This window comes from Staphylococcus caprae (assembly GCF_003966625.1).
Classification (GTDB): Bacteria; Bacillota; Bacilli; order Staphylococcales; family Staphylococcaceae; genus Staphylococcus; species Staphylococcus caprae.
Map to the genome: position 1 here is coordinate 2,297,078 of NZ_AP018587.1, position 26,501 is coordinate 2,323,578.

General features: G+C 32.3%; 29 protein-coding genes. 5 read left to right on the forward strand and 24 right to left on the reverse strand.

Features of this window, described 5'->3' with window-relative positions; translation table 11 throughout:
- Positions 1 to 521: 521 nt before the first annotated feature.
- From JMUB898_RS11075 to JMUB898_RS11115, 9 genes are all read right to left on the reverse strand, one after another.
- Entirely contained in the window at positions 522 to 2,561 is a 2,040-nt protein-coding gene (locus JMUB898_RS11075; RefSeq protein WP_002441291.1) for a cation:proton antiporter, read from the reverse strand.
- 488 nt (positions 2,562 to 3,049) lie between these two features.
- Positions 3,050 to 3,520 carry a Na+/H+ antiporter Mnh2 subunit G gene (mnhG2, locus tag JMUB898_RS11080; protein WP_002441288.1) on the reverse strand — a complete coding sequence of 157 codons (471 nt, stop codon included), beginning with the start codon at positions 3,518 to 3,520 and terminating at the stop codon, positions 3,050 to 3,052.
- A complete protein-coding gene (gene mnhF2 / locus JMUB898_RS11085; protein WP_002441286.1) occupies positions 3,495 to 3,797 on the reverse strand; it encodes a Na+/H+ antiporter Mnh2 subunit F in 303 nt (100 codons plus the stop codon). The genes mnhG2 and mnhF2 overlap by 26 nt, the downstream gene beginning before the upstream one ends.
- The gene (gene mnhE2 / locus JMUB898_RS11090) at positions 3,794 to 4,276 is read right to left on the reverse strand and encodes a Na+/H+ antiporter Mnh2 subunit E (RefSeq protein WP_044466942.1); all 483 of its coding nucleotides are present in this window, start codon (positions 4,274 to 4,276) and stop codon (positions 3,794 to 3,796) included. Before mnhE2 ends, mnhF2 begins: the two co-directional genes overlap by 4 nt.
- A complete protein-coding gene (gene mnhD2 / locus JMUB898_RS11095) occupies positions 4,277 to 5,776 on the reverse strand; it encodes a Na+/H+ antiporter Mnh2 subunit D (protein WP_002441280.1) in 1,500 nt (499 codons plus the stop codon). It abuts the gene before it with no gap.
- Complete coding sequence (gene mnhC2 / locus JMUB898_RS11100; RefSeq protein ID WP_002441278.1) at positions 5,766 to 6,110, reverse strand: Na+/H+ antiporter Mnh2 subunit C; 345 nt, start codon at positions 6,108 to 6,110, stop codon at positions 5,766 to 5,768. Before mnhC2 ends, mnhD2 begins: the two co-directional genes overlap by 11 nt.
- On the reverse strand, positions 6,107 to 6,532 hold the full coding sequence (gene mnhB2 / locus JMUB898_RS11105; RefSeq protein WP_002441276.1) for a Na+/H+ antiporter Mnh2 subunit B: 426 nt from the start codon (positions 6,530 to 6,532) through the stop codon (positions 6,107 to 6,109). Before mnhB2 ends, mnhC2 begins: the two co-directional genes overlap by 4 nt.
- A complete protein-coding gene (mnhA2, locus tag JMUB898_RS11110) occupies positions 6,519 to 8,921 on the reverse strand; it encodes a Na+/H+ antiporter Mnh2 subunit A (RefSeq protein WP_126502004.1) in 2,403 nt (800 codons plus the stop codon). Before mnhA2 ends, mnhB2 begins: the two co-directional genes overlap by 14 nt.
- A gap of 29 nt (positions 8,922 to 8,950) precedes the next feature.
- Entirely contained in the window at positions 8,951 to 9,508 is a 558-nt protein-coding gene (locus JMUB898_RS11115; RefSeq protein ID WP_037541154.1) for a tyrosine-type recombinase/integrase, read from the reverse strand.
- Positions 9,509 to 9,648: 140 nt separating this feature from the next.
- On the opposite strand from JMUB898_RS11115, the gene sroA reads away from it, so the two are divergent.
- The 5 genes from sroA to sarA all read left to right on the forward strand — a co-directional run bounded on the left by sroA (position 9,649) and on the right by sarA (position 13,505).
- Positions 9,649 to 9,855, forward strand: a complete 207-nt coding sequence (gene sroA / locus JMUB898_RS11120) for a sigS mRNA-stabilizing protein SroA (RefSeq protein ID WP_002441271.1) — start codon at positions 9,649 to 9,651, stop codon at positions 9,853 to 9,855.
- A gap of 14 nt (positions 9,856 to 9,869) precedes the next feature.
- Positions 9,870 to 10,094: a DUF2922 domain-containing protein gene (locus JMUB898_RS11125; protein ID WP_002441269.1), complete on the forward strand. Its 225-nt coding sequence runs from the start codon at positions 9,870 to 9,872 to the stop codon at positions 10,092 to 10,094.
- A gap of 211 nt (positions 10,095 to 10,305) precedes the next feature.
- Positions 10,306 to 11,235: a DMT family transporter gene (locus JMUB898_RS11130; protein ID WP_037541528.1), complete on the forward strand. Its 930-nt coding sequence runs from the start codon at positions 10,306 to 10,308 to the stop codon at positions 11,233 to 11,235.
- A 530-nt stretch (positions 11,236 to 11,765) separates the two neighbouring features.
- The gene (locus JMUB898_RS11135) at positions 11,766 to 12,731 is read left to right on the forward strand and encodes an efflux RND transporter periplasmic adaptor subunit (RefSeq protein WP_002441265.1); all 966 of its coding nucleotides are present in this window, start codon (positions 11,766 to 11,768) and stop codon (positions 12,729 to 12,731) included.
- Positions 12,732 to 13,130: 399 nt separating this feature from the next.
- Positions 13,131 to 13,505, forward strand: a complete 375-nt coding sequence (sarA, locus tag JMUB898_RS11140) for a global transcriptional regulator SarA (RefSeq protein ID WP_002441263.1) — start codon at positions 13,131 to 13,133, stop codon at positions 13,503 to 13,505.
- A 221-nt stretch (positions 13,506 to 13,726) separates the two neighbouring features.
- Here sarA and JMUB898_RS11145 read toward each other — a convergent pair whose 3' ends face one another.
- The 15 genes from JMUB898_RS11145 to JMUB898_RS11215 form a co-directional block, all read right to left on the reverse strand.
- Positions 13,727 to 14,527 (reverse strand): alpha/beta fold hydrolase, encoded by an 801-nt coding sequence (locus JMUB898_RS11145; RefSeq protein WP_002441261.1) that lies wholly within the window; start codon positions 14,525 to 14,527, stop codon positions 13,727 to 13,729.
- 238 nt (positions 14,528 to 14,765) lie between these two features.
- Positions 14,766 to 15,482 (reverse strand): hypothetical protein, encoded by a 717-nt coding sequence (locus tag JMUB898_RS11150; protein WP_037541153.1) that lies wholly within the window; start codon positions 15,480 to 15,482, stop codon positions 14,766 to 14,768.
- Between the two features lie 260 nt (positions 15,483 to 15,742).
- Positions 15,743 to 16,252, reverse strand: a complete 510-nt coding sequence (locus tag JMUB898_RS11155) for an SA0570 family protein (protein WP_002441257.1) — start codon at positions 16,250 to 16,252, stop codon at positions 15,743 to 15,745.
- A gap of 195 nt (positions 16,253 to 16,447) precedes the next feature.
- Positions 16,448 to 17,254 carry an alpha/beta fold hydrolase gene (locus JMUB898_RS11160; RefSeq protein WP_002441255.1) on the reverse strand — a complete coding sequence of 269 codons (807 nt, stop codon included), beginning with the start codon at positions 17,252 to 17,254 and terminating at the stop codon, positions 16,448 to 16,450.
- The gene (locus JMUB898_RS11165) at positions 17,229 to 17,960 is read right to left on the reverse strand and encodes an HAD family hydrolase (RefSeq protein WP_002441254.1); all 732 of its coding nucleotides are present in this window, start codon (positions 17,958 to 17,960) and stop codon (positions 17,229 to 17,231) included. The genes JMUB898_RS11160 and JMUB898_RS11165 overlap by 26 nt, the downstream gene beginning before the upstream one ends.
- A gap of 53 nt (positions 17,961 to 18,013) precedes the next feature.
- Positions 18,014 to 18,964 carry a FecCD family ABC transporter permease gene (locus tag JMUB898_RS11170; RefSeq protein ID WP_172594636.1) on the reverse strand — a complete coding sequence of 317 codons (951 nt, stop codon included), beginning with the start codon at positions 18,962 to 18,964 and terminating at the stop codon, positions 18,014 to 18,016.
- A 93-nt stretch (positions 18,965 to 19,057) separates the two neighbouring features.
- Complete coding sequence (locus tag JMUB898_RS11175; RefSeq protein ID WP_002441250.1) at positions 19,058 to 19,957, reverse strand: ABC transporter substrate-binding protein; 900 nt, start codon at positions 19,955 to 19,957, stop codon at positions 19,058 to 19,060.
- 189 nt (positions 19,958 to 20,146) lie between these two features.
- Positions 20,147 to 20,647 (reverse strand): DUF805 domain-containing protein, encoded by a 501-nt coding sequence (locus JMUB898_RS11180; protein WP_002441248.1) that lies wholly within the window; start codon positions 20,645 to 20,647, stop codon positions 20,147 to 20,149.
- Positions 20,631 to 21,224, reverse strand: coding sequence for a DUF805 domain-containing protein (locus tag JMUB898_RS11185; protein WP_002441246.1), 594 nt, complete (start codon positions 21,222 to 21,224; stop codon positions 20,631 to 20,633). Before JMUB898_RS11185 ends, JMUB898_RS11180 begins: the two co-directional genes overlap by 17 nt.
- 175 nt (positions 21,225 to 21,399) lie before the next feature.
- On the reverse strand, positions 21,400 to 22,155 hold the full coding sequence (locus JMUB898_RS11190) for a MerR family transcriptional regulator (protein ID WP_002441244.1): 756 nt from the start codon (positions 22,153 to 22,155) through the stop codon (positions 21,400 to 21,402).
- A gap of 54 nt (positions 22,156 to 22,209) precedes the next feature.
- Positions 22,210 to 22,845, reverse strand: a complete 636-nt coding sequence (locus JMUB898_RS11195) for an endonuclease III domain-containing protein (protein WP_002441242.1) — start codon at positions 22,843 to 22,845, stop codon at positions 22,210 to 22,212.
- Between the two features lie 92 nt (positions 22,846 to 22,937).
- Positions 22,938 to 24,599 (reverse strand): arginine--tRNA ligase, encoded by a 1,662-nt coding sequence (argS, locus tag JMUB898_RS11200; RefSeq protein WP_002441240.1) that lies wholly within the window; start codon positions 24,597 to 24,599, stop codon positions 22,938 to 22,940.
- Complete coding sequence (locus JMUB898_RS11205; protein ID WP_037541149.1) at positions 24,596 to 25,012, reverse strand: YwiB family protein; 417 nt, start codon at positions 25,010 to 25,012, stop codon at positions 24,596 to 24,598. The genes argS and JMUB898_RS11205 overlap by 4 nt, the downstream gene beginning before the upstream one ends.
- Before the next feature lie 435 nt (positions 25,013 to 25,447).
- A complete protein-coding gene (locus tag JMUB898_RS11210) occupies positions 25,448 to 25,840 on the reverse strand; it encodes a hypothetical protein (protein ID WP_002441235.1) in 393 nt (130 codons plus the stop codon).
- 100 nt (positions 25,841 to 25,940) lie between these two features.
- Positions 25,941 to 26,180 carry a hypothetical protein gene (locus JMUB898_RS11215; RefSeq protein WP_002441233.1) on the reverse strand — a complete coding sequence of 80 codons (240 nt, stop codon included), beginning with the start codon at positions 26,178 to 26,180 and terminating at the stop codon, positions 25,941 to 25,943.
- Positions 26,181 to 26,501: the final 321 nt, after the last annotated feature.

The window sequence follows — 26,501 nt, forward strand, 5'->3', positions numbered from 1 at the left end:
CACTAAAAAATACGGAGTTATAATCACTGCGAAAACAACTCAAGCATTACTTTGTTTCTGAGCGATAAACAATAGTAATGTTACTAACAACATGTACTACTGTTACTTAACATCTATAACATCCCTCAAGTAGTACATAACAGTTCTATTCAACTCTGAGTAGTTACTGAAGCCACAAATAATCACTTGATGTGATAGCTTCATCTATCACTAAGCTATCTCCATGGTATTTTTAATCCTCCCCCATGGAGTACCCAGTTGCACTAATTATGTTGAGATTAGTGCAACTTTTTTATTTTGCATTTATACGTGTATCATAAAATTTAAATGCCAAATAAATTAAAAAAATACGAAGTAGAATTTCCGTAATAATCAAAACATTCAATAAGCAACGTAGAATTGCATATATAAAAAGCAATAAAATGGATTCTAGTTGAAACCATCTTATTGCTCATATCATAGTTATTCATTTCTCTATCCCATCAATATTTACAGATTAAGCTATCGTTTTTTAAATAAGATTATGTCTTACTATCAACAATAACCATTTCGTCATAGTTGATGGATTCTCTTAATTTCAACGCTGTACCTTCTGTAATTTCTTCATCTTCAATTAACTCTCGTAAAACACGACGTTGCTCTCTTAAAGCATTTAACTTAATTCGCGTAATGGTATCTTCACTTGGAGAATTAAAGAAATTATTCGGCGTTAAGTTGTCAATACGCATGAGATAACCATCACAAATCATACCTACTTCTAACTTGTTATCTGTTGTCGCTTCTTTTGAAAGTCGACTTACTACATTATAGTGAACTAATTTATTAATCTTACCTAATTCGAGCAAGTTATCCGTTACGCTTAATGATGATGCTGAATTAATTTTCGTTTTAACACGACGTTTTAATAACATTCCTCTTAATGCCACCGTAATTCTTCGGAAGAGTGAGGCTTGCTTATACACTTGCGTACGTTCAGCATAACGCATATAGTTTTCAAGCACACTATCAGTAATGTCTCCATCATCGACAAGTTTTTCCAATGTCTTAGTTTCAACATTAAAGGCAATTTTTTGAAGTCGTTCTAACTCTTTAGAGTTTTCGTCTTCTTTTTCAACCGTTTTAAGAAACGTGAGTTTATCGTGATATTCTTTAATCACATTGCCATAACGATAACTTGTTTCAAACGTTGATTTTTGATTTAAGTAATCTATGACATGCTCTAAAATATATACTCTGGCTTCTTTGAACGTCATATTTCCTACTTTCACTTTAGGTTTATCTGGCGTCACAAGAGGGAGCAATACTTGAGCAATCACTAAACTAATAATAACCATGCCAGATGCAATAAATAATAAATCATTTCTATATTGGAATGAGTGATGATCGGCTAAGTAATAAGGTAATGTTAACGCGATAGCTAATGAAATTGTACCGTGTACCCCGCAGAGCGTCATAATTAGTGCGTATAAACTTCTCTTAGGTTTTTTCTCTGTCTTTTTATCATCATCGTCTTTAGAAATCATTTTCTGGAATGGACTGACTGATAAATAAAAATAAGGATAAAGGACATAGACCCACACAAATCTGAACAAGTATACTGCTAAAGCCACAAGTACTGTAATCACGATTAAGAATAATAAATTGTGTGGTTCAGTTTTAATAATCTTCACAATGACTTCAGGAACTAAGAATCCTAGTATTGAAAAGACAAAACCATTTAAAACGTAACCTAAAATATTCCAAGTATGGTTATAACTCATTTGTAACTGCGTACGCGTTTGAGCGATACGATCACGTTCAAAGCCATGCACAAGGCCTGCAACGACCGCCGCAATAATACCAGATGCATGGAAAAGTTCAGCAATGATATACGTTACAAATGGTGTTAATAATTGAATAAAGGTAAACATATTAATGTTTTCAATACCGCGTCGCATTAATGTGAGACGGAATCGAACAAGTGCCATACCTATAAGTAGACCTACAATTGCACCACCAATAGATGCGATAAGAAATTGTTGAACTGCATCGAAGATTGAAAACGTACCTGTAATTAACACGCCAACAGCAATTTTAAAAGAAATGATACCGGCAGCATCATTAAGTAGTGATTCACCTTCGAGAATCGTTAACGACCCTTTTGGTAATACCTTCCCATTTGTAATAGCTTGAACTGCAACCGCATCAGTAGGACATAATATTGCTGCAATCGCGAATGCAGCGCCAATTGGTAAATCCGGCCAGATCCAATGTACAAATAGACCTACCCCAATGACTGTTGTAATAACGAGACCTAGGGCCATCATCATTACGGGTTTAATATACTTTCTTAAATGTACTCTTGAAACATTAACCCCTTCAACGAATAATAACGGCGCGATAAGCGTTACCATAAACAACTCAGAGTCAAAGTTAAATTGTACTGGAATTGGAGTGAGGTATAACAACATCCCAAGAACGATTTGGATAAATGCAAGAGGTACTTTAGGTATGAAAGTATGGACAAAGGAGCTTACAATAACTACTGTAGTAAAAATGAGTAAAGTTTCAAATATCTCCAAACTTTCACCTCTCTATTAATTTTTAATTGAAAATTAAGTAATAAATATCAAATATAAATGTCTCTCTCGATGTTGAAAATTAGAGTGGTGCATCAACTAAATGATTTACAAACGAGGAAGTAAATAAGAAGAATGTAGAGAAATTGCTTACTCTTATTGGTTAGATAAACAAATATAAATTAATTATTTAGAATATTTTATCAATTTTAATGATGCATATTCCACTATCAGTGAAATCAAACATGAACATTTTAAACGACTATGCACTTGAACTCGCTTCTTCAAACGAGAAAATGTTTATGTGTAATCTCATTGAATCAACATTTTACTACTTAAATTTACAATTATTCTTGTCTACAATTTTATCACTAATCGTATCAATGCTTAAATAAATCGCACTCTTTTCTTTTATAATTCGTACTTTAGTCTCAATAAAAAGAAAAACCGTCAACACCTAGATACCAACTCTAGTATGTTAACGGTAATAATTAATCATGATTTTCAAATTTTTTCTCTTTTTCTCGTTCTTTGTAATAAAGTTTTTCTCTCTGCTGTTCACGTAACTTGGCACGAGATTTCAATTCTTCGGGTGAATTAAACTCATTTTGACTTAACAAAATAGACGATTGTCTTGGGCCTTCATCCTTTCGGTACATATAGGCACCATTACGATATGCAGCGCGTGCAACTAAATGCATACCTACAGGGGAAGTAAGATTGATAAATACTAAAGATAAGAGTAATCGAACACTAAAGAACCCGGTGTTGACAATAAAGTATATCAAAACGCCAATAATAGTTAAGAGTACGGATAACGTCGAACTCTTTGTTGAAGCATGACTACGTAAGAAGACATCTTGGAATTTAACGATACCTATTGCACTAATCAACGCAATGACGCTTCCTAGAAAAATGAGAATGGCCGAAATTAAACTAACGATTTCTTTTGTTATTTGCATTAAAGACACGACCTCCCCCAATAAATCTAGAAATAGATACGGAACTGACGAAAGAAATAATCGCAATTAACATGATGGAATCTAAGAATGAAACCGAATTGAGCACTACGCTCATCACTCCTACAATAGACATGACAACCGCACTTGTCGCATCAAATGAAACAACTCTATCTGCCGTTGTAGGCCCTTTGATTAATCTGAAGAGACAGACGATCAAAGCGATGCCAAATATAATTAATGCACTTATTATAAAGAACTGTGTAATCGCCTCTATCATCGTGTCACCTCCAAGATTAAATCTTCATACTGTTTAATACTTTTTAAAAGTTTTTGCTTGTCTTTTTCAGAAACATCAATACTATGAATAAAGAATTTATTAGTATTTTTAGAAATACGAATAACTGTTGAACCTGGTGTAATAATGATTAAAATAGTTAAAAACGTAATTGCCCAATCGTTTTTTAACGAGGTTTCATAAGTAAGTAAACCAGGATTCATCTCTTTCGTTTTAAATAGAATGTAATTAATCGTACTTATACTAGATGTTAATAATTGATATATATAAACTGCTAAAAACTTGATTGCTACCCATATCTTTTTCAAATAAAATTCTTCACCAAAGAATCGATGTAGTATATAAATCACAATTAAACCAATTAGAAATCCGGAGAAGAAGGTTGTAAATTTAAATTCATCTTCGTCTTGGAATAACACCCATAGAAATGCGATGACAATATTCAACACGACTTGTTTCATCTATTTTTCAACCTCCTTCAAATGCGGATTTACATTTTCTTGAAAAACATGTTCCTTCATATTGAGGTTTGTAGCATTTTCTGTCACTTTTAAAATAACTGGCGCTGCGATTCCCATAGCTAGTACGACTGCGACAAGAAGACCAAGAATGCCTTTACGATGTGCTGGAATCTTCTTAAATTTGACCTCTTCACCATCAGAATCACCAAAATACATGACAAACATTACTCTAAATAGACTGTACATTGCAATGAGGCTTGTCACAATCATTAACGCAAGACCAATGTAATTACCGTTTTGAATGGCACCTTGAAAGATTAGCACCTTACCAGGGAATCCACTAAACGGGGGCACACCACCAATAGCGAATATCATAACCACAAACGCCACGCCAAAGAAGGGTTCTCTCTTCGCTAAACCACTTAAATATTGATAATTTCGATAACCCGAAATATAAACTAAGCTACCAATAATAAAGAATAATAATGTTTTAACAATAATGTCATTAGATAAATAGAAAATTGCACCATTGACACCTGCGAATGTATTAGAGCCTAATCCTAAAATGATAAATCCAATCGACAATATGACTTGATAGGCTGCTATCTTCTTAATGTCTTTATACGCAATTACACCTAATGCGCCGATAATCATCGTGAGACACGCCATGAATACTAGTAACGGATGTGTAATACCAGAATGATGATTGAATATTAATGTGAAAAATCGTATTAACGCGTACGCCCCCACCTTCGTCATCAATGCAGCAAATAATGCAGCGAGTTCTGTATTTAGTACAGCGTAAGCTTTAGGTAACCACATAAATATAACAAGCGCAGCTTTAGAACTGAACGCTACTAAGAAGATGAGAGATATGATAGTCACAGTCTGATTACTTTCCATATGATCTAAACGCATTGCGATATGAGAGAAATTCAACGTACCAACTACTTTATATAGCATGCCGATACCAAGTAAGAATAACCACGAACCAATGATATTAAGCACAACATAAATAATTGCTGCACGTAATTGTTCAACCGATTGTCCTAACGTCACAAGTACAAATGACGCGAGTAACATAATTTCAAACATGACATATAAGTTAAATAAATCTGATGTTAAAAATGACCCAATCACACCAACAGTGAGTAATAAGATAAATGTTGGTAAATGGAAACGATTTACCCGCTTCTCTCCACGTCCAAATCCATAAGCCATAATAAGTGTCACAACAAAAGATGATACGGTCACCATCAATAAGCTCAGTGAATCACCTAAAAATTGAATACCAAAAGGTGCTTTCCATCCACCGAAGTCCAATGTAATCGGCTTATGATTCACTACATATATTAATAATGCTAAAGAAATTAACGTTGTAACAACCATTGTCATAATAGAAAGTATTTTCGACGTTTGGTTTTTATTTTTCGTAAATACAAGAATCAATGCGCATAGGAAAGGAAGAAGCATAGGTAAAATTAATAAGTTACTCATCATCTTCTTCACCTCTCAATGCACTAATTTCGTCCTCTTTCGTTACACGATATGTTCGATAAATTAACACGAGTAAAAATGCCGTCATACCAAACCCTATGACAATTGCAGTGAGCACAATCGCTTGCAATAATGGATCAACGAAATGGGTATGATGATTTTGAATTAATGGCTCCGACACATGTGAGCCATATTTCCCCATACTCATAATGATTAAGTTACCAGCATGTGTATAGATTGAAATACCAATAACGATACGAATTAAATTAATAGATAGGATCATGTATGTCCCTATAAATACTAAGAAACCTATCACAAGTAATAGTATTAAATTCATGACTTACCACCACTTATGGACAGCATCACTGTAACAATGACACCTACTACTGTAAGTAAGACACCTAATTCAAATAACGTGACAGTCGTAATATGAACGTGACCTAATAATGGAAATGCCACGTTCGCTTCTGTTTGATATAGGAAAGGTTTACCAAAGAACATAGGAACAATTGCCGTAGCAAGCGAAACTAATGACCCGAGAATCATTAATTTTTTGAAATCAATTGGTAAACTTGTTAATACCTCCTTAACATCAAAGGCGAGGAACATAAGAATAAAAGCTGAACTAAATATAAGTCCGCCAATAAACCCGCCACCTGGATTGTTATGTCCAGCGAAGAAGACATAAAATCCAAATGTTAACAGTATGAAGACAACAATCTTAGTGACTGTTTTTAGTACAACATCATTCTCTTTCATCTTGTCCCCTCCTATCTTTATAGTTAAGTAGCGTATAAATACCTAGTCCTGCGATGATTAAAACCAAGCCTTCGAATAATGTATCTAGCGCTCTGAAATCGCCTAAAATGGCATTCACAATATTTTTTCCACCTGTTAATTGATAGGCATTTTTGTAGTATTTCGAAATGGACGCCATTCCATCTGCTTGTTGTGCTATAAAGATGAGTGAAACTACAGATAATGCCATGATAAGTGAAACGATTATTTTAAGTGTTTCCTTTTTCATATTTGCTTTAGCTCTTGGTATATTTGGTAATCTTGAAAAGCTCACAATAAATAAAATTGTTGTAATTGTTTCTACCACAAGTTGCGTGAGCGCTAAATCTGGCGCTTTCATCGCGATAAAATACAATGTGACAGCAAAGCCGATAATCCCGTTAAGAATAACCATAGTTAAACGCTGACGGATAAATATAAGCGAAATCCCTATGATGACAGTCACAACTGAAAGAATTACCTCTAAAGGTCCGAAAGACGAAACGTGCAGTTCATGGACTTTTGGAAAGCCAACCGAAATATATCCATAACCCACAATCACAATGAATATAAGGAGTGTAATGATAATATAATAATTAAGCTTACTACTCATTAAACTACGTATACCAATACCTGAATAAGATTCAAATTCTCTATAAACTTTACGATAAGCATTGGTAATTGAAGCCTGTTTAATCACTTTGTGCGTAATAGACTTCCAATTGACTGTAAGTGCTAAAAGTGTTCCCACGATAATTACAATCACACTTAAAATTAATGGAAGGTTTACCCCATGCCATTGTGAAATGTGTGGCGCTACAGTATCTACTTTGCTTCCTACACCTGATACCGATCTCAATGCCGGTAAAATAACATTGTGTCCAAAGACGTTTGGAATAACGAACACTATAGGTATAAGCACCATTAGAATAACGGCTGGTAGACTAAATAACCATGGTTCGTGAATTTGTTTTTTTGAAAACTTTTCGAAATTGAATTTTCCCCAAAAAGTCTCTTTAATCATGTAAAGTGCATAAGTAAATGTAAAAATACTCGCAATGACACCGAGAGCCACAATCATTACTGTGAGTGTCATGTCAAATTGTTCAAGTTCAATCGCTTTGACGAGAGAATCAAAGAACATTTCTTTACTGAGGAAACCATTTAAAAGTGGTACACCAGCCATAGATAAAGCGGCAAGCAACATGACTATGTGCATCTTAGGAAAGACTTTGCGCATCCCATTCAGTGAGCGGATATCTCTTGTTCCTGATTCATGGTCAATGATTCCAACGCCCATAAATAATGCACATTTAAAGATGGCATGATTCATTAAATGGAACAAGCCGGCAAAGAGTACTAACGCATAAAATTCAGATAAACCATCAGACGTATGTTGCGCATAGCCCCCACCTATACCAACCATTGACATGATCATGCCAAGTTGACTAATTGTGGAATAGGCTAAAATACCTTTCAAATCATATTGTCGCAATGCTGTTAAAGAACCGAAAAGCATTGTAATCAGTCCTACAAAAGTGACTGTATAAATGTAAGCATCGCTGAGTCCTAATAAAGGTGTAAATCTAAATAATAGAAAGATTCCTGCTTTTACCATTGTGGCTGAGTGAAGATAAGCACTGACAGGTGTTGGTGCTGCCATTGCTTTCGGCAACCATATATGAAACGGAAATTGCGCCGATTTTGTAAAAGCACCTAACAACAACATGAGCATCATTGGAATAAATAATGAATGACGTTCAATTGTATGACGTTGTTCGAGGATTTCTGAAATTGTATTTGTACCAGTTATGACATAAAGCATGATAAAACCGGTTAATAAGGCTAAACCACCAAATACTGTGATGATAAAAGACTGTATTGCACCTAATTGACTATCACCATTGTTATACCAGTACGAAATAAGTAAAAATGAAGAAACGCTAGTTAATTCCCAAAATACGTACATCAATATCGTGTTATTAGCAATCACGATGCCAATCATACTAAACATGAATAATAGTAGATAGACGAAGAATCTAGGAAGATTATCTGTTTGGGTTGATAAATATTGAGTTGCGTAGAAAAATACGCCTACACCTATAAGTGAAATAATGAGTCCAAACATTAAACTTAGTCCGTCTAATCTCATATCTAGATTGATATCTAGTGAAGACATCCAGGGTATATGTACAGATGGATAATGATGATGAACAACATTAGGTATTTGAGTAATAAAATAAATAGATGAAAGTATAGGCGCTAGCAATGATAGATAGCCAGCTATTTTTCTAAGCTTGCGATGACTAAGTGTAAGCAACACTAAAACCATCATAACTATGAGCGCGCCCATAAGGTATACCAAACTCATTTAATGCCTCCTTTATTTAATACTATATTTTATAAATTGAGTGCGATAACTGTACGCTTAATTGATTTATCTTTGATTCCAATAAATTTCATTGTTTCTTGTGTCGTTTGGTGTCCTAAATATTTCTGTATAATTGAGATGGATATGCCTGATTGATAAGCATGATAAGCAAATGTCTTCCTTAACGTCGTCAATCCAATATGTCGCATTCCAAGTCGTGCTGCAGCTTGATGAATAATTCTATAAGCTTGCTGTCTTGATAAACATTGTTGTGTTCTCATTGACCGAAAGACCAAATCTTCGTCTTTTAAATGATGTTCTTCTATGTAACTTTTTATTTCGAGTTGCAATTCAGTTGGCAACATAATTTTAATACTGGGCTCATAATCTACAATCCAAGCAGTTTTTATATTCCCTGTTTCAGTCATTTTAAGATGTTTAACTTTCATATTTAATAATTCTGTCAGTTTAACACCCGTATGTATTGCAAATTTAAAAAACAAATAATCCCTTTGCGTCCGTTCTTGTAATACTTTATACATTTGATAAATCTCTTCTTTATGTTTAATTGGCTCTACCTGATTCATAAGTCCTCCAACATTAAGTTTCTCATTCAATGATAAATGATATTTATGTAACATCAAAGATTTTTGCTTTATTTTTTTGTAGAAAAGGTGTCCCTTTTTTCATTCTCAAACGATATATAAAGTGAAAGGAGGTCATAAAGATGAACGAAGTCAACCAAATGACAGCACTCTTCACAGAAATCAAACATAATTCTGAAGGAAAAGCAGTCGAACATAAACGTCGTTTCGCAAACTTGAACCCATCGGCTTCTAATAACCAAGTAAGAACTTTCAGTACAATTATTGAACGTTTAACTGGTGAAAAGTACGACAAAGTAGAAGTTGTAAAGACAGAAGCATTAATTTAAAGAGGAGGATTATTATGTCAAAAACGTTAGAACTTATCTTCAAATCTAACCTTAACAAGCCGGTAAAATTACAATTACCACAATTCGATGCTGTCCTAACAGAACAAGTCGTTAAAGACAGTATGAACCAAATTCTAGAATTAGATATACTAAAATCGAATGTGGGTAAGCCAGTAAAAGCTTATTCAGCTCAAGTGATTGATAAGACTACAACAGTTATTTTCGAAGATAAAAAATAAACTTAACCACTATTTATAATTCAGTAAACATCATTAATGAGCATAAAAATAGAATCATTGATGGTGTTTTTTGTTGTGTTGAAAATTGCAATTTACATATATAAACGTGTTAATCAATGAAGAGGTTCTATTCATCAATCATCGGCTATTTAGAATCTCAACAATGAATGGTATCATGAATATGATTAAATTTGGGAAAGTTGGTATTGCAATGCTATTTTTATACTTTTTAGGGATATTTGTGGGGATGTTACTTCCTATTCAAACCTCAATTAATTCAAGATTAGGACAATTTACACGTTCCACATTCTATGCATCAACGATTTCGTTTGCAGTCGGAACAATTTGTTTATTTATCCTTAATCTCATTATCAATCCTCATATTTTTACGCCATCATTCTTCTCAAATCAATCGTTAAACTACACATGGTTCTTGGGTGGATTATTAGGTGTCATCTTTCTAACAGGAAATCTATTGTTATTACCTAGATTAGGGGCTGCACTTACCGTCGTGATGACTGTCACAGGTCAGATTTTAATGGGAGTGATCATCGACACCTTTGGATTATTTGGGGCTACGCAACATTCATTCACTTTTTTCAAAGGTATCGGTATTATATTTTTACTTTTTGGTATCTTATTGATGAATTACATTCCTAAACAGAAAGTGCAACAAAAGTCTGATTCAACCTTTTTATTATGGTTAGCTATTGGTCTTGTGTTTGGTTCTGCACCACCTATTCAAACAACAATCAATAGTGCACTCGCTCAACAGACACACTCATCTATATTTGCATCACTAATTTCATTTACCGTCGGGACAACTGCTCTATTTATTCTTACATTGATTTTTCATCGTAGTTTAAAAATTAAACATTTCCATACAGAGTTAGGTCAGATAAAGCCTGTTTACTTTATCGGTGGCATTTTAGGAATGGCATTCGTTACAGCAAATATTATTTTAATGCCTTTCTTAGGTGCTGCGCTTACAACGATTGTCGCGATGTTAGGACAAATGTTGATGGGTATCATCATCGATCACTTCGGATTACTCGGTTCTCCTAAAAATAAAATCACCGTACGTAAAGTATGTGGCTTAATATGTATCGCCATTGGCATCATCTTATTAAGATTATTTTAAACTTAGATTTCACACTATAAAAATTCAATTTGGGAGCACGCACAAATTGTAGACTGAGCTATCGTTGATTTTGTAGAAGAAAAAAAGTTTTTTACTTAATAATAAATGAAGTATTGATGGCGACACGCCTGCAGGAATAGCATGCGTCTTGAGACTACTTGTAAGTCAGTTGATTTTTAAAAGACAGGCTACGCAGTAGCTGATTGATATTGAGCTCATAAAATGGCTCAACATCTAATCATCCTTGCGGGGGTGATAATACGAATTCTTAAATTCTAGAATTCTGTATCACTCCCAAGCCATGCCCGCGGCAAGGGAGCTAAGCAATACGAAGTATTGACATAATATATTGTGCTAAATGTTTCAATCCCAATTTTTTCTTTTTAAAGGTAAAGTATTAATGGTTTTTCAAATATTGATAAAATCAGAATGTCTGAATCAAACTATTTTCATTTAAACTAAAAATATCTACTTATTATTAAATTAATATTGTATAATACCTTTAACTCCACATCTAGAGGTGAACATCTATGAATACAAAGCGTATAACATTATTTATTTTAATTTTAGTCTTTCTTCTAACCAGTTTAGGATTTGGATATCACACCTATTCAAAGATAAAATCTAATACTGACGACTTAAATTCCATAAAAATAATTAAAGTTAAACCCAAAATACTTCTCTCCACCACAGGTATTCAAACTCCTAAGCAAAGCTACACTTTCCACTTTAATTCTTCACTAGGACAAATTAACCGTATCTTAGTTAAAAATAACGAAAAAATATCCGCCAAAAGACCGATTTTAGAATATTATAATTCTGAAAAAGAAATAAAAGTAAACAGTTTTAAAGGTGTTCTTAACCAAATTAAACTCCCTACGAACGCCCCTTCACATTTAAAAGCTAATCCCTATCTAACCGCACCACAGCTGTATTCTCAGCTTCTTCAAGAACAAAATTCAATCTACACAACACAAGTTTCTCCTATTAATGGCAATGTCTCTATTATTAATCCACATCCTGCAAAGACAGATGATAAGGTAGTGCAAATTGATAGCGAGGAACGTGTCATTCATGCTAATATATCAGAATCTGAAGTGAATTTATTAAAAATTAATCAAAATGTTTCTATAACTACTAGTGACGCTACTCAATTCATTAGCAAAGTTAAATCAATCTCAATGATTCCTTCTGAAGTTAAAAATCATATATCTTACTTTCAGGTTGTGCTGACCACTCAGGCCAAATACCCTATTGGAACACACTTTAAAATAAGTTTGATTTCGAACGATATTGAACTTCCACAATCCAGCATTGTAGATAACAAGTATGTTTTAGTGATCCATAACAAGAAAATCGTAAAAAGAGAGATTAATTATAAAAAATCTTCAAAAAGTGGGTATATTATTGTGACGAGTGGGCTTTCGATTAATGAAAAAGTAGTAAAAAGTCCTTCTTCTAAAATGGCAAAAGCTTACAACAGTCAAAGGTTGTAAAAAACATTTCAAAATAATTACTTTTTAGTATTATTTTTATTAAATTAAGGGAAATTCTAAATATTTGTGATATTTTTGAATAAGTCAATTGCTATTTTGATAATTCAATGACATTGTAGAAACAATAATTAGTTTTATAAACACTTATTTGTTTACTTCTTATTTTTATTTAGTTATAATTAACTAAATAATATAGCATTAAATATATTTGTTAAAATTTTATTTAATACTAAATTATGGCAGACACTTCGTATTTTTTCAAAAAAATAGATACAAATTAATAAATTCGGGTAGAGTACTCATACAGGTCTTAACTTAATAACATATTCAGATAAATAAAATATAGTATGTTTTAAAAAGGTCTTTTATGAGTAAGCTATAAATAGGGAGGTTTCAATAATGGCTATTTCAAAAATTAATGACTGCTTTGAATTATTAGCTATGGTCACTTATGCTGATCGCTTAAAAAGTATTATCAAAAAGGAATTCTCAATTAGTTTTGAAGAATTTGCTGTTTTAACTTATATTAGTGAAAACAAAGAGGAAGAATATTATCTTAAAGATATTATTAATCACTTAAATTACAAACAACCTCAAGTGGTAAAAGCTGTTAAAAACTTATCACAAGAAGACTACTTCAATAAAAAACGTAATGAACACGACGAAAGAACAGTGTTAATTTTAGTTAACTCTAAACAACGTAAGAAAATCGACGAGTTATTAAAACGCGTTAACAAAAGAATCACTGAAGCCAACGACGAAAACGAAGTTTAATGCTATAGATTTGTAGGAGTAAGACCGAAATGTGATGTTTATCAATTAATTTCGGAATCTTGCTCTTTTTTAGTGGGGGTCAACCATTCTAAAATACAGTGTGTCTGAACAAATACTAAAGTAGACTAAAGGGCAATCAAATTTCGCGATTTGATTGCCCTTTTAATATCATTTATAAAATATAAAACTAAATTCCTACATTGGGTTAAATTCCCCAAACTTTATTCTAAGTCATCTTCTACTTTCTGAATAAAGTCTAAATATTGTTCTAAAAATCGTTCAGGTTCTTCAATATGTGGTGCATGCCCTGAACCGCTAAATATACTTTTCCTAACATTTTCAAAATAATTATCTATTCGATAATGTTGTTTATCAAAGATTAACGGATCGTGTTCACCATTAACTATAAACGTAGGTACGGTTACTTTATTATGAACATCTTTCGTAACATCTACACTGTTTAACAATGCTCTTATCGCAATAGCACTATCTTCTGGTGTAGGCCTACTGTATAACTTCTGACGTTGATACCATCTCATAGCCTTATCTTGATTATGGAATAATTTTGGAAATAGAATAATCATTGCTTCAGACTTATTAAATCCGGCTACTTCTTCTTGATTATCCACCATCAGTTTTGTAAATCCGTGCGTAATATCTTCTCTTTTAGCAGAGACAATAGTTAATGAAATCACTTTGTGTTGATATGTTTCTGTAAATTCTCTACCAATGATGCCCCCCATGTCATGTCCTAAAATATGTGCAGAACTCACATTTAATGCATCCATTAAATACCTTAAGTCCTCAACATGATCTTTTAAGTCATAAGATTCTGAACGTGAGGATTTTCCATGCCCTCTCACATCATAAGTAATCACTCTGTGTGATTGGAGGAGTTCATTTTTTAAATCCTGAAAGCCTGATAAGTTACCGTCTAATCCATGAATTAAAATAATGGGGATGCCCTGTCCTTCATCATTATATGCGAGTTCAATTTGATTACATGTTAGAATTTTTTCCATCGTGGCACCTCCCTTTAATAATTACTATACCCACATCAAATCATAGTTACGCCTTTGATATGACGAACGAATAATTAATTTAATATTCATTTAATATAATTATTTAAGTCAGTGTTGCTTCTTATTCTTCTTTTCTGAAAAAAATAAACCTATTTATTACATCTTAATTTATACATAAAAAAAGTCTTATATATAGCAGTAGTTGATAGCTAATATATAAGACTTTATCGACGTATTATTACGATCTTGTACGTGCTGATAATTTAATTGTGTAAAAAATAATGAGTACAACAAGTAAAATCCAAATGGCTAATGAGAAAAATTGAGCAATTTCGGGATTTGTGATCATTGCATCTATCGTTTTCTGACAGAATAATAATCCTATTCCAGTAAATTCTAACCTTTTAAAGAATATACCTACAAGACCTAAAATAATTCCAACGAAGAATACAAATTGATGTCCATAAATATTAATAGGAATAATGGCCCAATTGAAATGAAAAGCTTGCATAGTTATAAGTATCAAGGCAATAATTGCAATCGCGATACCTACCCACATCTCAAATTTATTAGAATATAAATAATTTTTCCTTGCGATTCTAGTATAAAGAATAATTGTAATTGGAAAAATAACGATACAATAAAATAGACTTATTCCTGTAATAGCTTGAAACTGTACATATTGTTTATCATACAAATAGGAAATGAGAATAAAATTAATAATAAAAAAGATAACTGGATTAAGTTGTAATGCAAATAAATTACGTTGTATCGTAAGTATAATTTGCGCTGGTGACTTGCCTCTATATTCAATATAATCTTGGTCTTGTTCTTCGGATTTCTTAATATCTGAGCGGAACTTTTCCTTAATATCATCTATTAAATTAGGGGACATACCTTTATGGCTAAAATAATCATTGATATTCTCGAGCAATACTTTATCATTAGTACGCATGATTAACTCCTTCTTCATACAAATCTAGATGTAATTACGAATTAAGCAATATTTTAGTTAAATGATATTCAGTATAAGATTTTACCACACAATACGTTTTATTTCTTGAAAATTCAACTAAACTTTACCTTTATCGACATTAAAATACAAAGTAAAAGGAGCAAAAGCGAAATGTCATTCTTTATAGAATCATTTCAGCTTCATGCTCCTTACTCATATTATAAAATTATTTATATTCAATTTATATCAACAACTTAGCTTTATTTAGCGATGTCTATGCGATATAATTTCACATTTTTATCTTTTGGTGATTCTGAACTAAATTGATAGCTTGCTTTACCATTTTGGATATAACCAAAGTTGCCAGTTACTTTATTATAATGTACGCGACTTACGGCTTTGTTACCAAATGTATCTTTGACAGATTTATAAGTTGGTCCGTTAGCATGATTATAAGTCATAGAAACGCGAGTCACGTGACCTTTATCTTTTTTACCATTTGTTGTTACGAGTAAGACACCTTTATGAGTTCTAAATTCATAATAGTGTTCAGTGCCTTGTTGATTATATGAATAGATTGGATGACTATATTTGTTTAAAACGCTTTTTATAGATTCGCCGATTCTAACTTTTTCTAAAGATTGATCGCCATGATTGATTTGTTGAACTGTTTTCATTGAGTTACCTGTAGCAGCTTCAGCGTGATGACCAGCGCTTACTCCTGTTAAAACTAATCCTGAAACAAGTAATGAAGCCATTAGCTTTTTCATAAGCACTCTCTCCTTTATTCAATATCTCTGCTTTGTGCTTAAATTTATTATACTACATATATTACTAAAATGACAATAATATTACAAAAACGTTACAAAACAATATTTTTAACTTTCAAAAAACTGTTTATAAAGAAAAATTGAACTTTCGTTAGTCATGTATACCAACTTCGAGTTCAATTTAATCTTTATTATTTATGCCTTTTGATGTGGAAAATGATCTTTAATAAATGAAGTTACTTCGTCGATAAACTGACTTTGTTCTTCAACAAATGGGTATAAACTTGATTGAGCGTAAACATTAAATTGGCCGTGTTCAATCAAATCGCTAACTTCTTTAGCTTCCAATGTTGTTGTACGCTCTCCGTATTCTCCCGCAATAATTAATGTTGGCGCTTGAACATTTCTAAAAACTTCTGAAATATTAGCTGTCTTAAAGACATCTTTCACCGCTTGTATTTCTTCTTTAGTCGAGATTGCATTCGTATCTTCCACATGTTTTAAAAATTTGTTCATTTTACGTGGTTTATAATATTTCTTCTTATTCAAGAATTTATCTTGTTCTTCATCGTCCCAATTTCTAATCGTATGGGCATACTTTCTAAACAGACGTTCTTCAGGTAATTCACCCTCAATAGAGGTTGGATTGACTAACGTAAGCGATGAGACATAGTCTGGATATCTCACTGCAACATCTGAAGCAACAATTGCTCCCATCTCATGTCCTATATAGGCTGCTTGGTCAATGTAAATATAATCTAATAAAGCTTTAACATCATCCGCAAACTCATGAAATTCAATATGCCTTGGTTTATCCGAATATCCGTGACCTCTTAAATCAATTAACACCACTTGAAAAGATTTCGATAACGCTTTAGCTACATCATTAAACACTGAATAATTATCATAAGCCGTATGAATAAGTACGACCGGATAGCCTTCGCCCATAGTATTATAATGAATTGTCGTTCCATCTTTACTCGTAAATAAATCCATTGCCATTGCGCTCTTCTCCTTCTGGTTCAAAATTTTCAGGTAAAATATTCAATAATTCTTCAATCGTTGTAATTGTATAATCCACTTCATCTTCAAGTGGTTCTAATTCCGCATCTTCTTGTTTATACCATACACTTACCATACCCATTGCACGAGCTGGCGCAACATCATTGAGCGCGTCATCTCCAACATACATAACTTCCTCAGGTTTCACACCTAATTGTTCAATCATATCTTCAAATATTTTAGGATGCGGTTTGCGGTACCCCACTGTTTCAGATGTTGTTAAGTAGTTAATCACATGCATAATACCTAATGAATGTAATCTAAATTGTTTTATTTTTGATCTACCATTTGCGATGACGCCGATAAGGTAGTCATGTTCTGATAACTTTTCCAAAGTATATAACGTATCATAATATGGAAAGACATAACGGTAAAAATGCATTTCAAAGTCATGAAATAAATCTTTCCACGTTAAGCGATCAATATGAAACTGTTTAATAATTTGCTTATATAAATCAGGTTTATCGTTATCTTCATCATCATCTAACTCGATGAATTTATTCTTAAAATCAGCCAATTGAACATGTACAAAATAATCATGAAATCGTTCAAATTGCTCTTCGATAAATTTCTCACGTGATTTGACTCTATCTAACAACGTGCCTTCTAAATCAAAGACGATTGCTTTAATATGACTTAAATCCATTTTAAGTTACCTCTTCACTTTATAGTAGTTTCTATTTTAGCAAATGAATACATTTATCGTAATACCTTAGATTGTGTAATAAGAATATAAAATAAAACTGGTATACCTAACAATGCCATGATAATACTAGCTGGTATTTGAACAGGTTGAATGATGGTTCCTCCTATAAAATCTGCTATCAACATCACGGCGCTCCCAACGATAAGGTTAAGTAGCATGTGCGTTCCTAACTCATAACGCCAATAAAATCGTCGTATCAATTGAGGCACAATCATACCTATAAATCCTATGATACCTACATAAGCCACTACGACAGCTGTGATGATTGACGAAATCGTTAGGACTAGAAACGTGATTGTTTGAACATTAAGCCCCAATGATTGACTCTTCAACTCACCTAATTGTAGTAATTTAATGCTTTTTTGCATTGAAAATAAAATCACTATAGCGATACTTAACGTTACTGTTATGATCACGACATCGTGATACTCTGCCGATGCAAATCCTCCGAATAAGTAGTTTGCAATTGAATTCATTTTCCGTGGCTGCATTAGAACCAACATATAAAGAGGTGCATTAAACAAAGCACCTATCATCAAACCTAATAGAATAAGCACACTTACAGGATAACCTCGTGACAATATTGCTGAAAGGCCGAGTACTAATATCAGTGTAATTAAACTGAGTGTAATCGAGAAGAATGGTAACCATAAAAAACTCAATCCGAAAAATAAAGCAAGCCCCGAACCTAATGACGCCCCACTCGCTAATCCAAGCGTAAAACTATCAGCTAATGGATTATTTAAAACCGTTTGAAACATTTGACCGGCAAGTGTCAGCGTAGCTCCAGTTAGAACCGCTTCAATGACTCTCGGAAGTCTTACTTTCAATAATATCGTTTGATTAAAGGTATCATTTAAATTTCCCAAATCCCACCATAAGCTCACAAACATAATGATTATTAATACGATTAGCCAGGTGAATATAATTTGAAATTTCCTCATCATTATCTCTTTTCTTTTTTATATTTATCAATATAATAACAAAATCGTATTAAAAAAGTCAGTGCTCGTATGACCACTGACTTTCTGTAAATATTACTTTTTATAAATAGCATCTCTTAATTCTTTTAAGCCTTCGTCTATTCGAGGTCCTGGACGAGAAATTTCGTCTCCGTTAACTGATTCAATACGTGTATTTTTTACCGCATTGATTTTATCGAAACCGCCACGTTTTTTTATCATTTTAATGTAATCCGATTTGGATTTACCTTCTGTAGAAATCAATATATCCGGATTATGCTTAATAATACTTTCTTTACTTACAGACTTCCAGCCACTTATATCTGAGAAACTATTCTTCGCATCTAATTTGTTCAACATATCATTGAAAATTGTACCCTTACCTGCAGTATAAATATCTGGTTTAGATGATACCTCCATAAATATACTTTGCTTTTGATGATGATTTGGAACAGAATTAATGACTTTATCAACATTATTTTTCGTTTCATCTACTAAATCCTTAGCTTGTTTCTCACGTCCTGTTAATTTACCAATAGATTTAAATGTATCATATGTTTCGTTAATTGATTGAGCATCTTTTACATAGACCACTTTGACGCCATCTTTCTTCAACGAATTTAACACTTTACCTGAAGAATGCTTCTGTGATTCATGTGCCAAAATCAAGTCTGGCTTCGCCTTAAGCAATTTCTCTTTATTCAAATTCATCGCATCAAATTGTTTTTTGCCTTTTTTGACGTCTTTAGGATAATCATCAACTGTTGAAACACCAACAATATTTTTACCTAAACCGAGTCGATACAAAATTTCAGTATTACTAGGCATTAAAGAAACTATTCTGTGATATTTGGTTTTATTGTCATCATTTTTAGTCGATGCCGAATCTTTATCTGATGATTGGTTTGAGTCGTGGCTACATGCTGCTAATAATAAAACGAGCACGAGAATCATCATACATAGTTTATTTCTCATTCTGTGAGCATTCCCTTCTCTGACTATGATATATGTATCTTCACTTCGTATTTATCATATCAAAAACAACAAATATTTCATTAGTTTTTTGAAATTTTAAATGATTACTTTTATTTTAATAATCTATTAATTAAAATAATCCAAAAATTAAGTATCTCCGCCAATCTAGCAAAGATACTTAGATCATTCTTATTCACCTTTAGGGTTTGGGCCATATTGATTTGTGCCTTTTTGACTGTCTCTCACACTATACACAAGACTCATAATACAAATTACAATTATAAATAACGATAATATAATTGCAACGACACTTAAAATACCATTTAACACTTGATTTTGCGTTTGTAGAGATAATTGAGAAGTTTGATTATCTCTAAATAAATTATTGTAAATACCTAATAAACTAATGACTAAAAAGATACTTGGAATGACCATTGATTTACCTATGTCATGGAAACGTCTAACTGCAGCTGTATACGTTCCAATAAGTATTACTAGGTTTATCATTACCTCAATAATATTGTAAATCATATCACTATGTGGAAATAGACGACTCAAACTGAAAATGATTACGCCAATAATTCCACTAAGTATTGTGTTAATCAAAAATGGCCACCAGAAATCTCGACGTCTTGAACGTCCTTCTAATTTAAAATAGTTCTGCCAAAATAGCTTATATGATTCGATCATTGTTAGTCTCCTTCACATTTGAATTGTATTCATCATTATTTTTGGGGTAAGGTCCATATTTATTAGCCCCCTCTTCACTATCTCGTACACAAAAGATAATGGCAAATACACCCATTACTATCATGGCTATGATATATATAAACATAAGCAGCACAAGAAACATCAATATAACAAAGTCTATACTAGCGGTAAATATAATTTCTACAATTTTGCCAATATTGCCAATGTTATCATCATAATAATTATTAAAGTGTTGAAAATATTGAAATAAGACGATACGAAATCCTATAGGAATAACAGCCATTATCATATAAAAAATTGGAAAAGTTAAATCTTTACCTATATCATGGAATCTTCTTACAGATAAAGAGAACGTCCCAATTGTAAATACAACAGATATAATATCACTTAATCCTACAACAAGATGGGGGTAATAATGATAAATTGCCGAATCAACCGAATCAGTCAAACTTATGATAATAAAGTTAAAGAGCATCGGCCACCAAAAATCTTGCCTTCTTGTTCGGCCTTTAAAATTAAAATAATTCTGCCAATAAAGCTTGTAAGAGTGGAGCAATTGCCCATCCTCCTTATTTATATATGTAAAATTTTTGAAGCTACAAAAACATTATAATATTAATCAATTTAAAATTAAATCAATATTAGAAATTAAAGTTAATTTTATTAATAAGAATTATTAAATATAAAAAGCACCTCCATTAACGGAAGTGCTTAAAATGAATTTTATATCTTTAATTCGCGATATATTCATGGATTGCATCAGCGATATATTGGTTCAATCCTCCATGACGATTTTTATTAATATTTTTAGCAAATCTCTCATCTTCAACATATGTTTGTGCCATATAACTCAAAAATTGATGATCACAGTTAGGCACTTGTGATTGAAGAATCATTTTTAATTTTTCAATTTTTGGACTTGCTTCATGCGCTGTCACTTTTTCTTGATATAATTGATTCATTTCATCAAAAAATATGTTTAATTGATTATTTACTACCTCTTCATTACTTTCCTTTTCAGCTTCATTCTTGCTTTCGTGTTGCTCCTTATAAGCTTGATAATATTTTGTATCTCCATACTTAAGCGTTGCTTCATTTTCATATTGTGCATTTAAATCAAATTCCTTCATATTCGTCACCTCAATTTCTTCATTCTTATCGGAGTCAAAATGATATTTCAATTGTTGAATAATTGTATTTAGTCTGTCCCTTTTCATAACGATATAACCGTAATTCTCACGGAGCACTTCATTTTTAAATTGAGTATCTTTAGAAAAGTAATCCTTGATTTGACTCAACGTTAAGTCTAATTCTCTAAGAAATAAGATATGTTGCAACTTTGTAATATCTTCTACACTATAATAGCGATAGCCATTGTCGCCAATTTGATCTGGAATTAATAATTCTTTCTCATGATAAAAATGAAGTGTACGTAAACTTACTCCAGTAATATCACATAGCTCCTTAGGACTAAAATACTCTTTCATTTCTTCACCTCCTGAAATAAAGTATGAGGTATGACGTTACGTAAGGGTCAATACTTAATTTTCAAAGAATGAATCCAAAAAGGTATAACGATGTTCTCCCTTACCATTAAAGTAATTCTTTCCGAAATTATCGAGTAACGCGTGAAATTCATTGGCATCTTGATTCGTGAAGTTGGAGGGTAATTGAATCACTTTCTTAAACTTATCGTATGTTTCAGTCTCCGCGTAGCCTAATTTGGCATAAATCCGTCGCGTGTAACTATCTGGAATAAATTCAACGCCATTAAATATATATACTAGTAAGACATCAGCCGTTTCACTACCGATACCTCGAATTTTTAATAATTCTTTTCTCAAATTTTCACCGTAATGTTGCGCAATTGATTGATAATCAAAGTGATGTTGGTTCAACCAATCCATCAAGGCATGAATCGCTTTACCTTTATTTTTATAGAAACCACTTGAACGAATCGTTTGTTGTAATTGTTCGAGCGGCATTTGCAATATCTTCTTACCATCAAATTGTGTTTCCTCATAAAGACGCGTCAGAGCCATATCAGCATTCTTCCAATTCGTATTTTGCACGAGTATTGCCCCTAGCATCATCTCAATAGGGCTCTCAGCTGGCCACCAACGTTGCTCACCCATATTGTTATAAAGTTTCTGATATAATTCCTCAGTCGAAAGCATGTTATCACTCCAATTCTACACATAACAATACCCTCATAAATAGTTATTTATGAGGGCAGTTGTCTAATTATTTAGTTAAAATGTTTAATCAATTACATTGATTCTGGTGCTGTAACACCTACAAGTGTTAAAGCATTATGCAACGTAATACGTACTGCTTCAATCATTGCTACATGTGCTTTTGTTTTCTCAGCATCATCAGTTAAAACTTTCTCAGCATTATAGAATTTATGGAACGCTGATGCTAAATCTTGAATATAATTTGTTAAACGATGAGGTGCACGGTGTTCTGCTGCACTTTCAATTGTAGTTTCAAACTCAGCCACTTTTTTCAATAATTCAATGGCCTTTTCATTTGTAATTGTAGTGAAATCCGCATCCGTTGTGATCTCTACACCTTGCTCTTTCGCTTGTTTCAAGATAGAACAAATACGTGCATGTGCGTATTGCGCGTAATAAATCGGATTATCTTGCGATTGTTCTTTAGCTAGTTCTAAGTCAAAATCAAAATGAGAATCTGGACTACGCATAGTTAAGAAATAACGTGCTGCGTCTATTCCTACTTCATCCATAATTTCACGTAAAGTAATGGCATTACCTGTACGTTTACTCATTTTAACTTCTTCACCATTTTGCATTAAACGAACCATCTGCATAATTTGAATTTCAAGACGATCACTATCTACGCCAAATGTTTCAAGACTTGCTTTCAGACGATTAATATAACCATGGTGGTCGGCACCCATTAAGTCGATTAAGATATCATTGCCACGATTAATCTTGTTATAGTGATAAGCCGTATCTGGAGTAAAGTATGTGTAGTTACCATCTTTTTTAATTAATACACGGTCTTTATCATCTTTAAAGTCACTTGTACGTAACCAAGTTGCGCCATCTGCTTCATACGTATAACCTAATTCTTTCATTTTAGCCAACGTATTGTCGATTGCGCCATTTTCATATAGAGAAGTCTCACTGAACCAGTTATCGAAATGTACATTGAAAGCTGCTAAGTCTTTCTTCAATTTGTCCATTTCATAATCGACACCTAATTGTCTAAATGTTTTAAGACGTTCTTCATCAGAATAATCTTTGATTTCAGGATGTTTATCTGCTAAGTCCTTACCAATTTCAATAATATCTTTACCGTTATATCCATCTTCAGGCATTTCATGACTTGTATCACCTAAAGCTTCGAAATAACGTGTTTCAATTGAACGCGCTAAGTTTGTAATTTGATTACCTGCATCGTTAATGTAATATTCGCGAGTGACATTATATCCTGCCGCAATTAAAATATTCGCTAAAGAATCACCTACAGCAGCATTTCTGGCATGTCCAATATGTAAGTCACCTGTCGGATTAGCAGACACATATTCTAATAGGATATTCTTATTTTTTGGTTCATCTGCATAACCAAATTTGTCACCTTTATGAATGGCTTCTGGAATAACTTCTGTTAAGTAATGGTTATCTAGATAAAAGTTAATAAAACCTGGACCTGCAATGTCTACTTCTTTCACATGTGCTTTACTTGTATCAAGATGATCAACAATAGCTTGTGCAATTTCACGTGGGTTACGTTTGGCGATTTTAGTTAATACCATCGCAATATTAGATGAATAATCTCCATTTTTAGTGTCTTTAGGTATTTCAATTTTAATTTCTGGAATATCTTCAGCTAATCTAGCTTTTTTGATACTAGCTTCAATTTCTTCAATTAATGTCTGTTTTACTTGATCGATAATATTCATTTGCTTATCTCCTTATAATTTAATTCATATTGATAAGAACCCATTTTTTCCTCGTTTTGATATAACTCATAATGAATTTTTAATTTCCCACCATCTGGAGTAACAAAATGTAAAATACTCAATGTTTTTACAGTTAAGGGAATCCGTCCTGCAGGTGTATCATATAATGTAGTCGTTTCTTCCCCTTCGACGAAGTGTAAATTCATATTTATGTCGCCTTTACGAATTAACTTTACGCCATTATCTTCAATTTTTATTGTAACATTGACTTTTGCTTCTTCAATTTTTTCTTCGTATCGGATAAATTCCGCTCTCCGTTTTTGCCAAGCACCTTCTGTAGTAAACTCAAATTTTTGTTTCTCATCATTTTGTTTCAAAACTTGTTTTGTTTGAATCTTAATGTTTTTATCCAATTTACTACTCACCTTAATCTTTCAAATAATACAAGTCATTATAGCATAAAAACACTATAGCTTGTAGTGTTCTCACTGTGATTCCACAGTTACCTTTATATTATTGAAAATTAAAAAAACGTGCTCATACCATAAAGATATGAACACGATTTTATGTCGTTAATTACTTCAATTTATCACTTAAACTCAATATCAACGATATCTACGTTATACTTTTTCAAAATATAGCGATACTTTTTGAAATATATGATGCCGAATACAGTTGCTGCAATGATGAATATATAATTTTTCACCTTAATACCTCATATTTCATAAATTTTGTTGTACATCTCCATACATTATATCACTATATTTTTAAATTGTTCAAAACTATTAGAAAATAATATAAAAGTCGCGAGATATTTTCGAGACTTTTTCAAAAGTTATCCGTTGTTATTAAACGAAGTGCCCATCTTTAAAAATCACTCGAGATTTTTCACCTTGAATAAAGCGATTATAATTTTCACTTTGGAAATCACTTAATAATGCTTTTGAAGTTCCATATTGAAATGCGATTTCTTCTGTCTCAATAATCATTTTTCTATATACTAAACCATCTTTCAATCTAATCTCTTTAACGAGACTATAATCTAATGGTTCAGCTTTAATATACTCAAATGTATTAAAAGCTACAGTTAACACTGCAAAAAAATCTTTCCCTAAATAATAAACATCCAAAGGTTCTTTTTTATTTTGTCCTACCAATAAACGCCCTTTTTCAAAAGTTTGATCTGGAAAGTTTAATTCTAAGAAATCTAAAATATCGTCTTCTTTTAGTTTAAATTGCATAGTATGACCGCCCCTTTTTTATCTTTAGTTAAAAGAAAAGGTATGGAACGACTCAAATTCCATACCTTTAGAGTTACTCTCGTTGATCTAAATTAAAATTTTAATAACCTGCAACTTGCGCAATCATTGCACCTAATACCGTACCTAATAACGCAAAAATAATAGCAGCTACAATAATAATGATACCGTGAACTTTTTTACCTCTTGAAATAGTTAAAGCTCCGAATACTATCCCAGCAATTCCAAAAACAATTGGTAAAACTAGTAAAGATAATACTGAAAATACCCATCCAAGTATGATGAATACTAAAGTACTTTTATCATTTTGTTGCTGTTCCATTTAATTCAATCCTTTCTTTAAACGATAATATGTAAATTATAGTTCTAAAAGAGAATCTTGTTATTTCAAATAATAAATCATCACATTTATTATTTGTGTTAATTATACATAAATTAAAATTTAATGTATATAGCCTTTTTTAATCTTCAATTTTACGTATTTGTAAAAATATTTAAAATAGAAAAGAAATAAAACATGTTTATCTTTCATTAATTATTTTTCAAAAAGACATCTTAGATTTATTTCCACGCGTATCTCTTCGATAATGGTGCTATTCTTTCACCATTTAAATAATCTCATCGAAACTAAAATAACTATACT

Excerpts from the sequence above, each read along its gene's own strand:
- mnhG2 (WP_002441288.1), bottom strand. The coding sequence starts at position 3,520 with ATGCAAATAACAAAAGAAATCGTTAGTTTAATTTCGGCCATTCTCATT.
- mnhF2 (WP_002441286.1), bottom strand. The coding sequence starts at position 3,797 with ATGATAGAGGCGATTACACAGTTCTTTATAATAAGTGCATTAATTATA.
- mnhE2 (WP_044466942.1), bottom strand. The coding sequence starts at position 4,276 with ATGAAACAAGTCGTGTTGAATATTGTCATCGCATTTCTATGGGTGTTA.
- mnhD2 (WP_002441280.1), bottom strand. The coding sequence starts at position 5,776 with ATGATGAGTAACTTATTAATTTTACCTATGCTTCTTCCTTTCCTATGC.
- mnhC2 (WP_002441278.1), bottom strand. The coding sequence starts at position 6,110 with ATGAATTTAATACTATTACTTGTGATAGGTTTCTTAGTATTTATAGGG.
- mnhB2 (WP_002441276.1), bottom strand. The coding sequence starts at position 6,532 with ATGAAAGAGAATGATGTTGTACTAAAAACAGTCACTAAGATTGTTGTC.
- mnhA2 (WP_126502004.1), bottom strand. The coding sequence starts at position 8,921 with ATGAGTTTGGTATACCTTATGGGCGCGCTCATAGTTATGATGGTTTTA.
- JMUB898_RS11115 (WP_037541154.1), bottom strand. The coding sequence starts at position 9,508 with ATGAATCAGGTAGAGCCAATTAAACATAAAGAAGAGATTTATCAAATG.
- sroA (WP_002441271.1), top strand. The coding sequence starts at position 9,649 with ATGAACGAAGTCAACCAAATGACAGCACTCTTCACAGAAATCAAACAT.
- JMUB898_RS11125 (WP_002441269.1), top strand. The coding sequence starts at position 9,870 with ATGTCAAAAACGTTAGAACTTATCTTCAAATCTAACCTTAACAAGCCG.
- JMUB898_RS11130 (WP_037541528.1), top strand. The coding sequence starts at position 10,306 with ATGCTATTTTTATACTTTTTAGGGATATTTGTGGGGATGTTACTTCCT.
- JMUB898_RS11135 (WP_002441265.1), top strand. The coding sequence starts at position 11,766 with ATGAATACAAAGCGTATAACATTATTTATTTTAATTTTAGTCTTTCTT.
- sarA (WP_002441263.1), top strand. The coding sequence starts at position 13,131 with ATGGCTATTTCAAAAATTAATGACTGCTTTGAATTATTAGCTATGGTC.
- JMUB898_RS11145 (WP_002441261.1), bottom strand. The coding sequence starts at position 14,527 with ATGGAAAAAATTCTAACATGTAATCAAATTGAACTCGCATATAATGAT.
- JMUB898_RS11150 (WP_037541153.1), bottom strand. The coding sequence starts at position 15,482 with ATGCGTACTAATGATAAAGTATTGCTCGAGAATATCAATGATTATTTT.
- JMUB898_RS11155 (WP_002441257.1), bottom strand. The coding sequence starts at position 16,252 with ATGAAAAAGCTAATGGCTTCATTACTTGTTTCAGGATTAGTTTTAACA.
- JMUB898_RS11160 (WP_002441255.1), bottom strand. The coding sequence starts at position 17,254 with ATGGCAATGGATTTATTTACGAGTAAAGATGGAACGACAATTCATTAT.
- JMUB898_RS11165 (WP_002441254.1), bottom strand. The coding sequence starts at position 17,960 with ATGGATTTAAGTCATATTAAAGCAATCGTCTTTGATTTAGAAGGCACG.
- JMUB898_RS11170 (WP_172594636.1), bottom strand. The coding sequence starts at position 18,964 with ATGAGGAAATTTCAAATTATATTCACCTGGCTAATCGTATTAATAATC.
- JMUB898_RS11175 (WP_002441250.1), bottom strand. The coding sequence starts at position 19,957 with ATGAGAAATAAACTATGTATGATGATTCTCGTGCTCGTTTTATTATTA.
- JMUB898_RS11180 (WP_002441248.1), bottom strand. The coding sequence starts at position 20,647 with ATGATCGAATCATATAAGCTATTTTGGCAGAACTATTTTAAATTAGAA.
- JMUB898_RS11190 (WP_002441244.1), bottom strand. The coding sequence starts at position 22,155 with ATGAAAGAGTATTTTAGTCCTAAGGAGCTATGTGATATTACTGGAGTA.
- JMUB898_RS11195 (WP_002441242.1), bottom strand. The coding sequence starts at position 22,845 with ATGCTTTCGACTGAGGAATTATATCAGAAACTTTATAACAATATGGGT.
- argS (WP_002441240.1), bottom strand. The coding sequence starts at position 24,599 with ATGAATATTATCGATCAAGTAAAACAGACATTAATTGAAGAAATTGAA.
- JMUB898_RS11210 (WP_002441235.1), bottom strand. The coding sequence starts at position 25,840 with ATGCAATTTAAACTAAAAGAAGACGATATTTTAGATTTCTTAGAATTA.
- JMUB898_RS11215 (WP_002441233.1), bottom strand. The coding sequence starts at position 26,180 with ATGGAACAGCAACAAAATGATAAAAGTACTTTAGTATTCATCATACTT.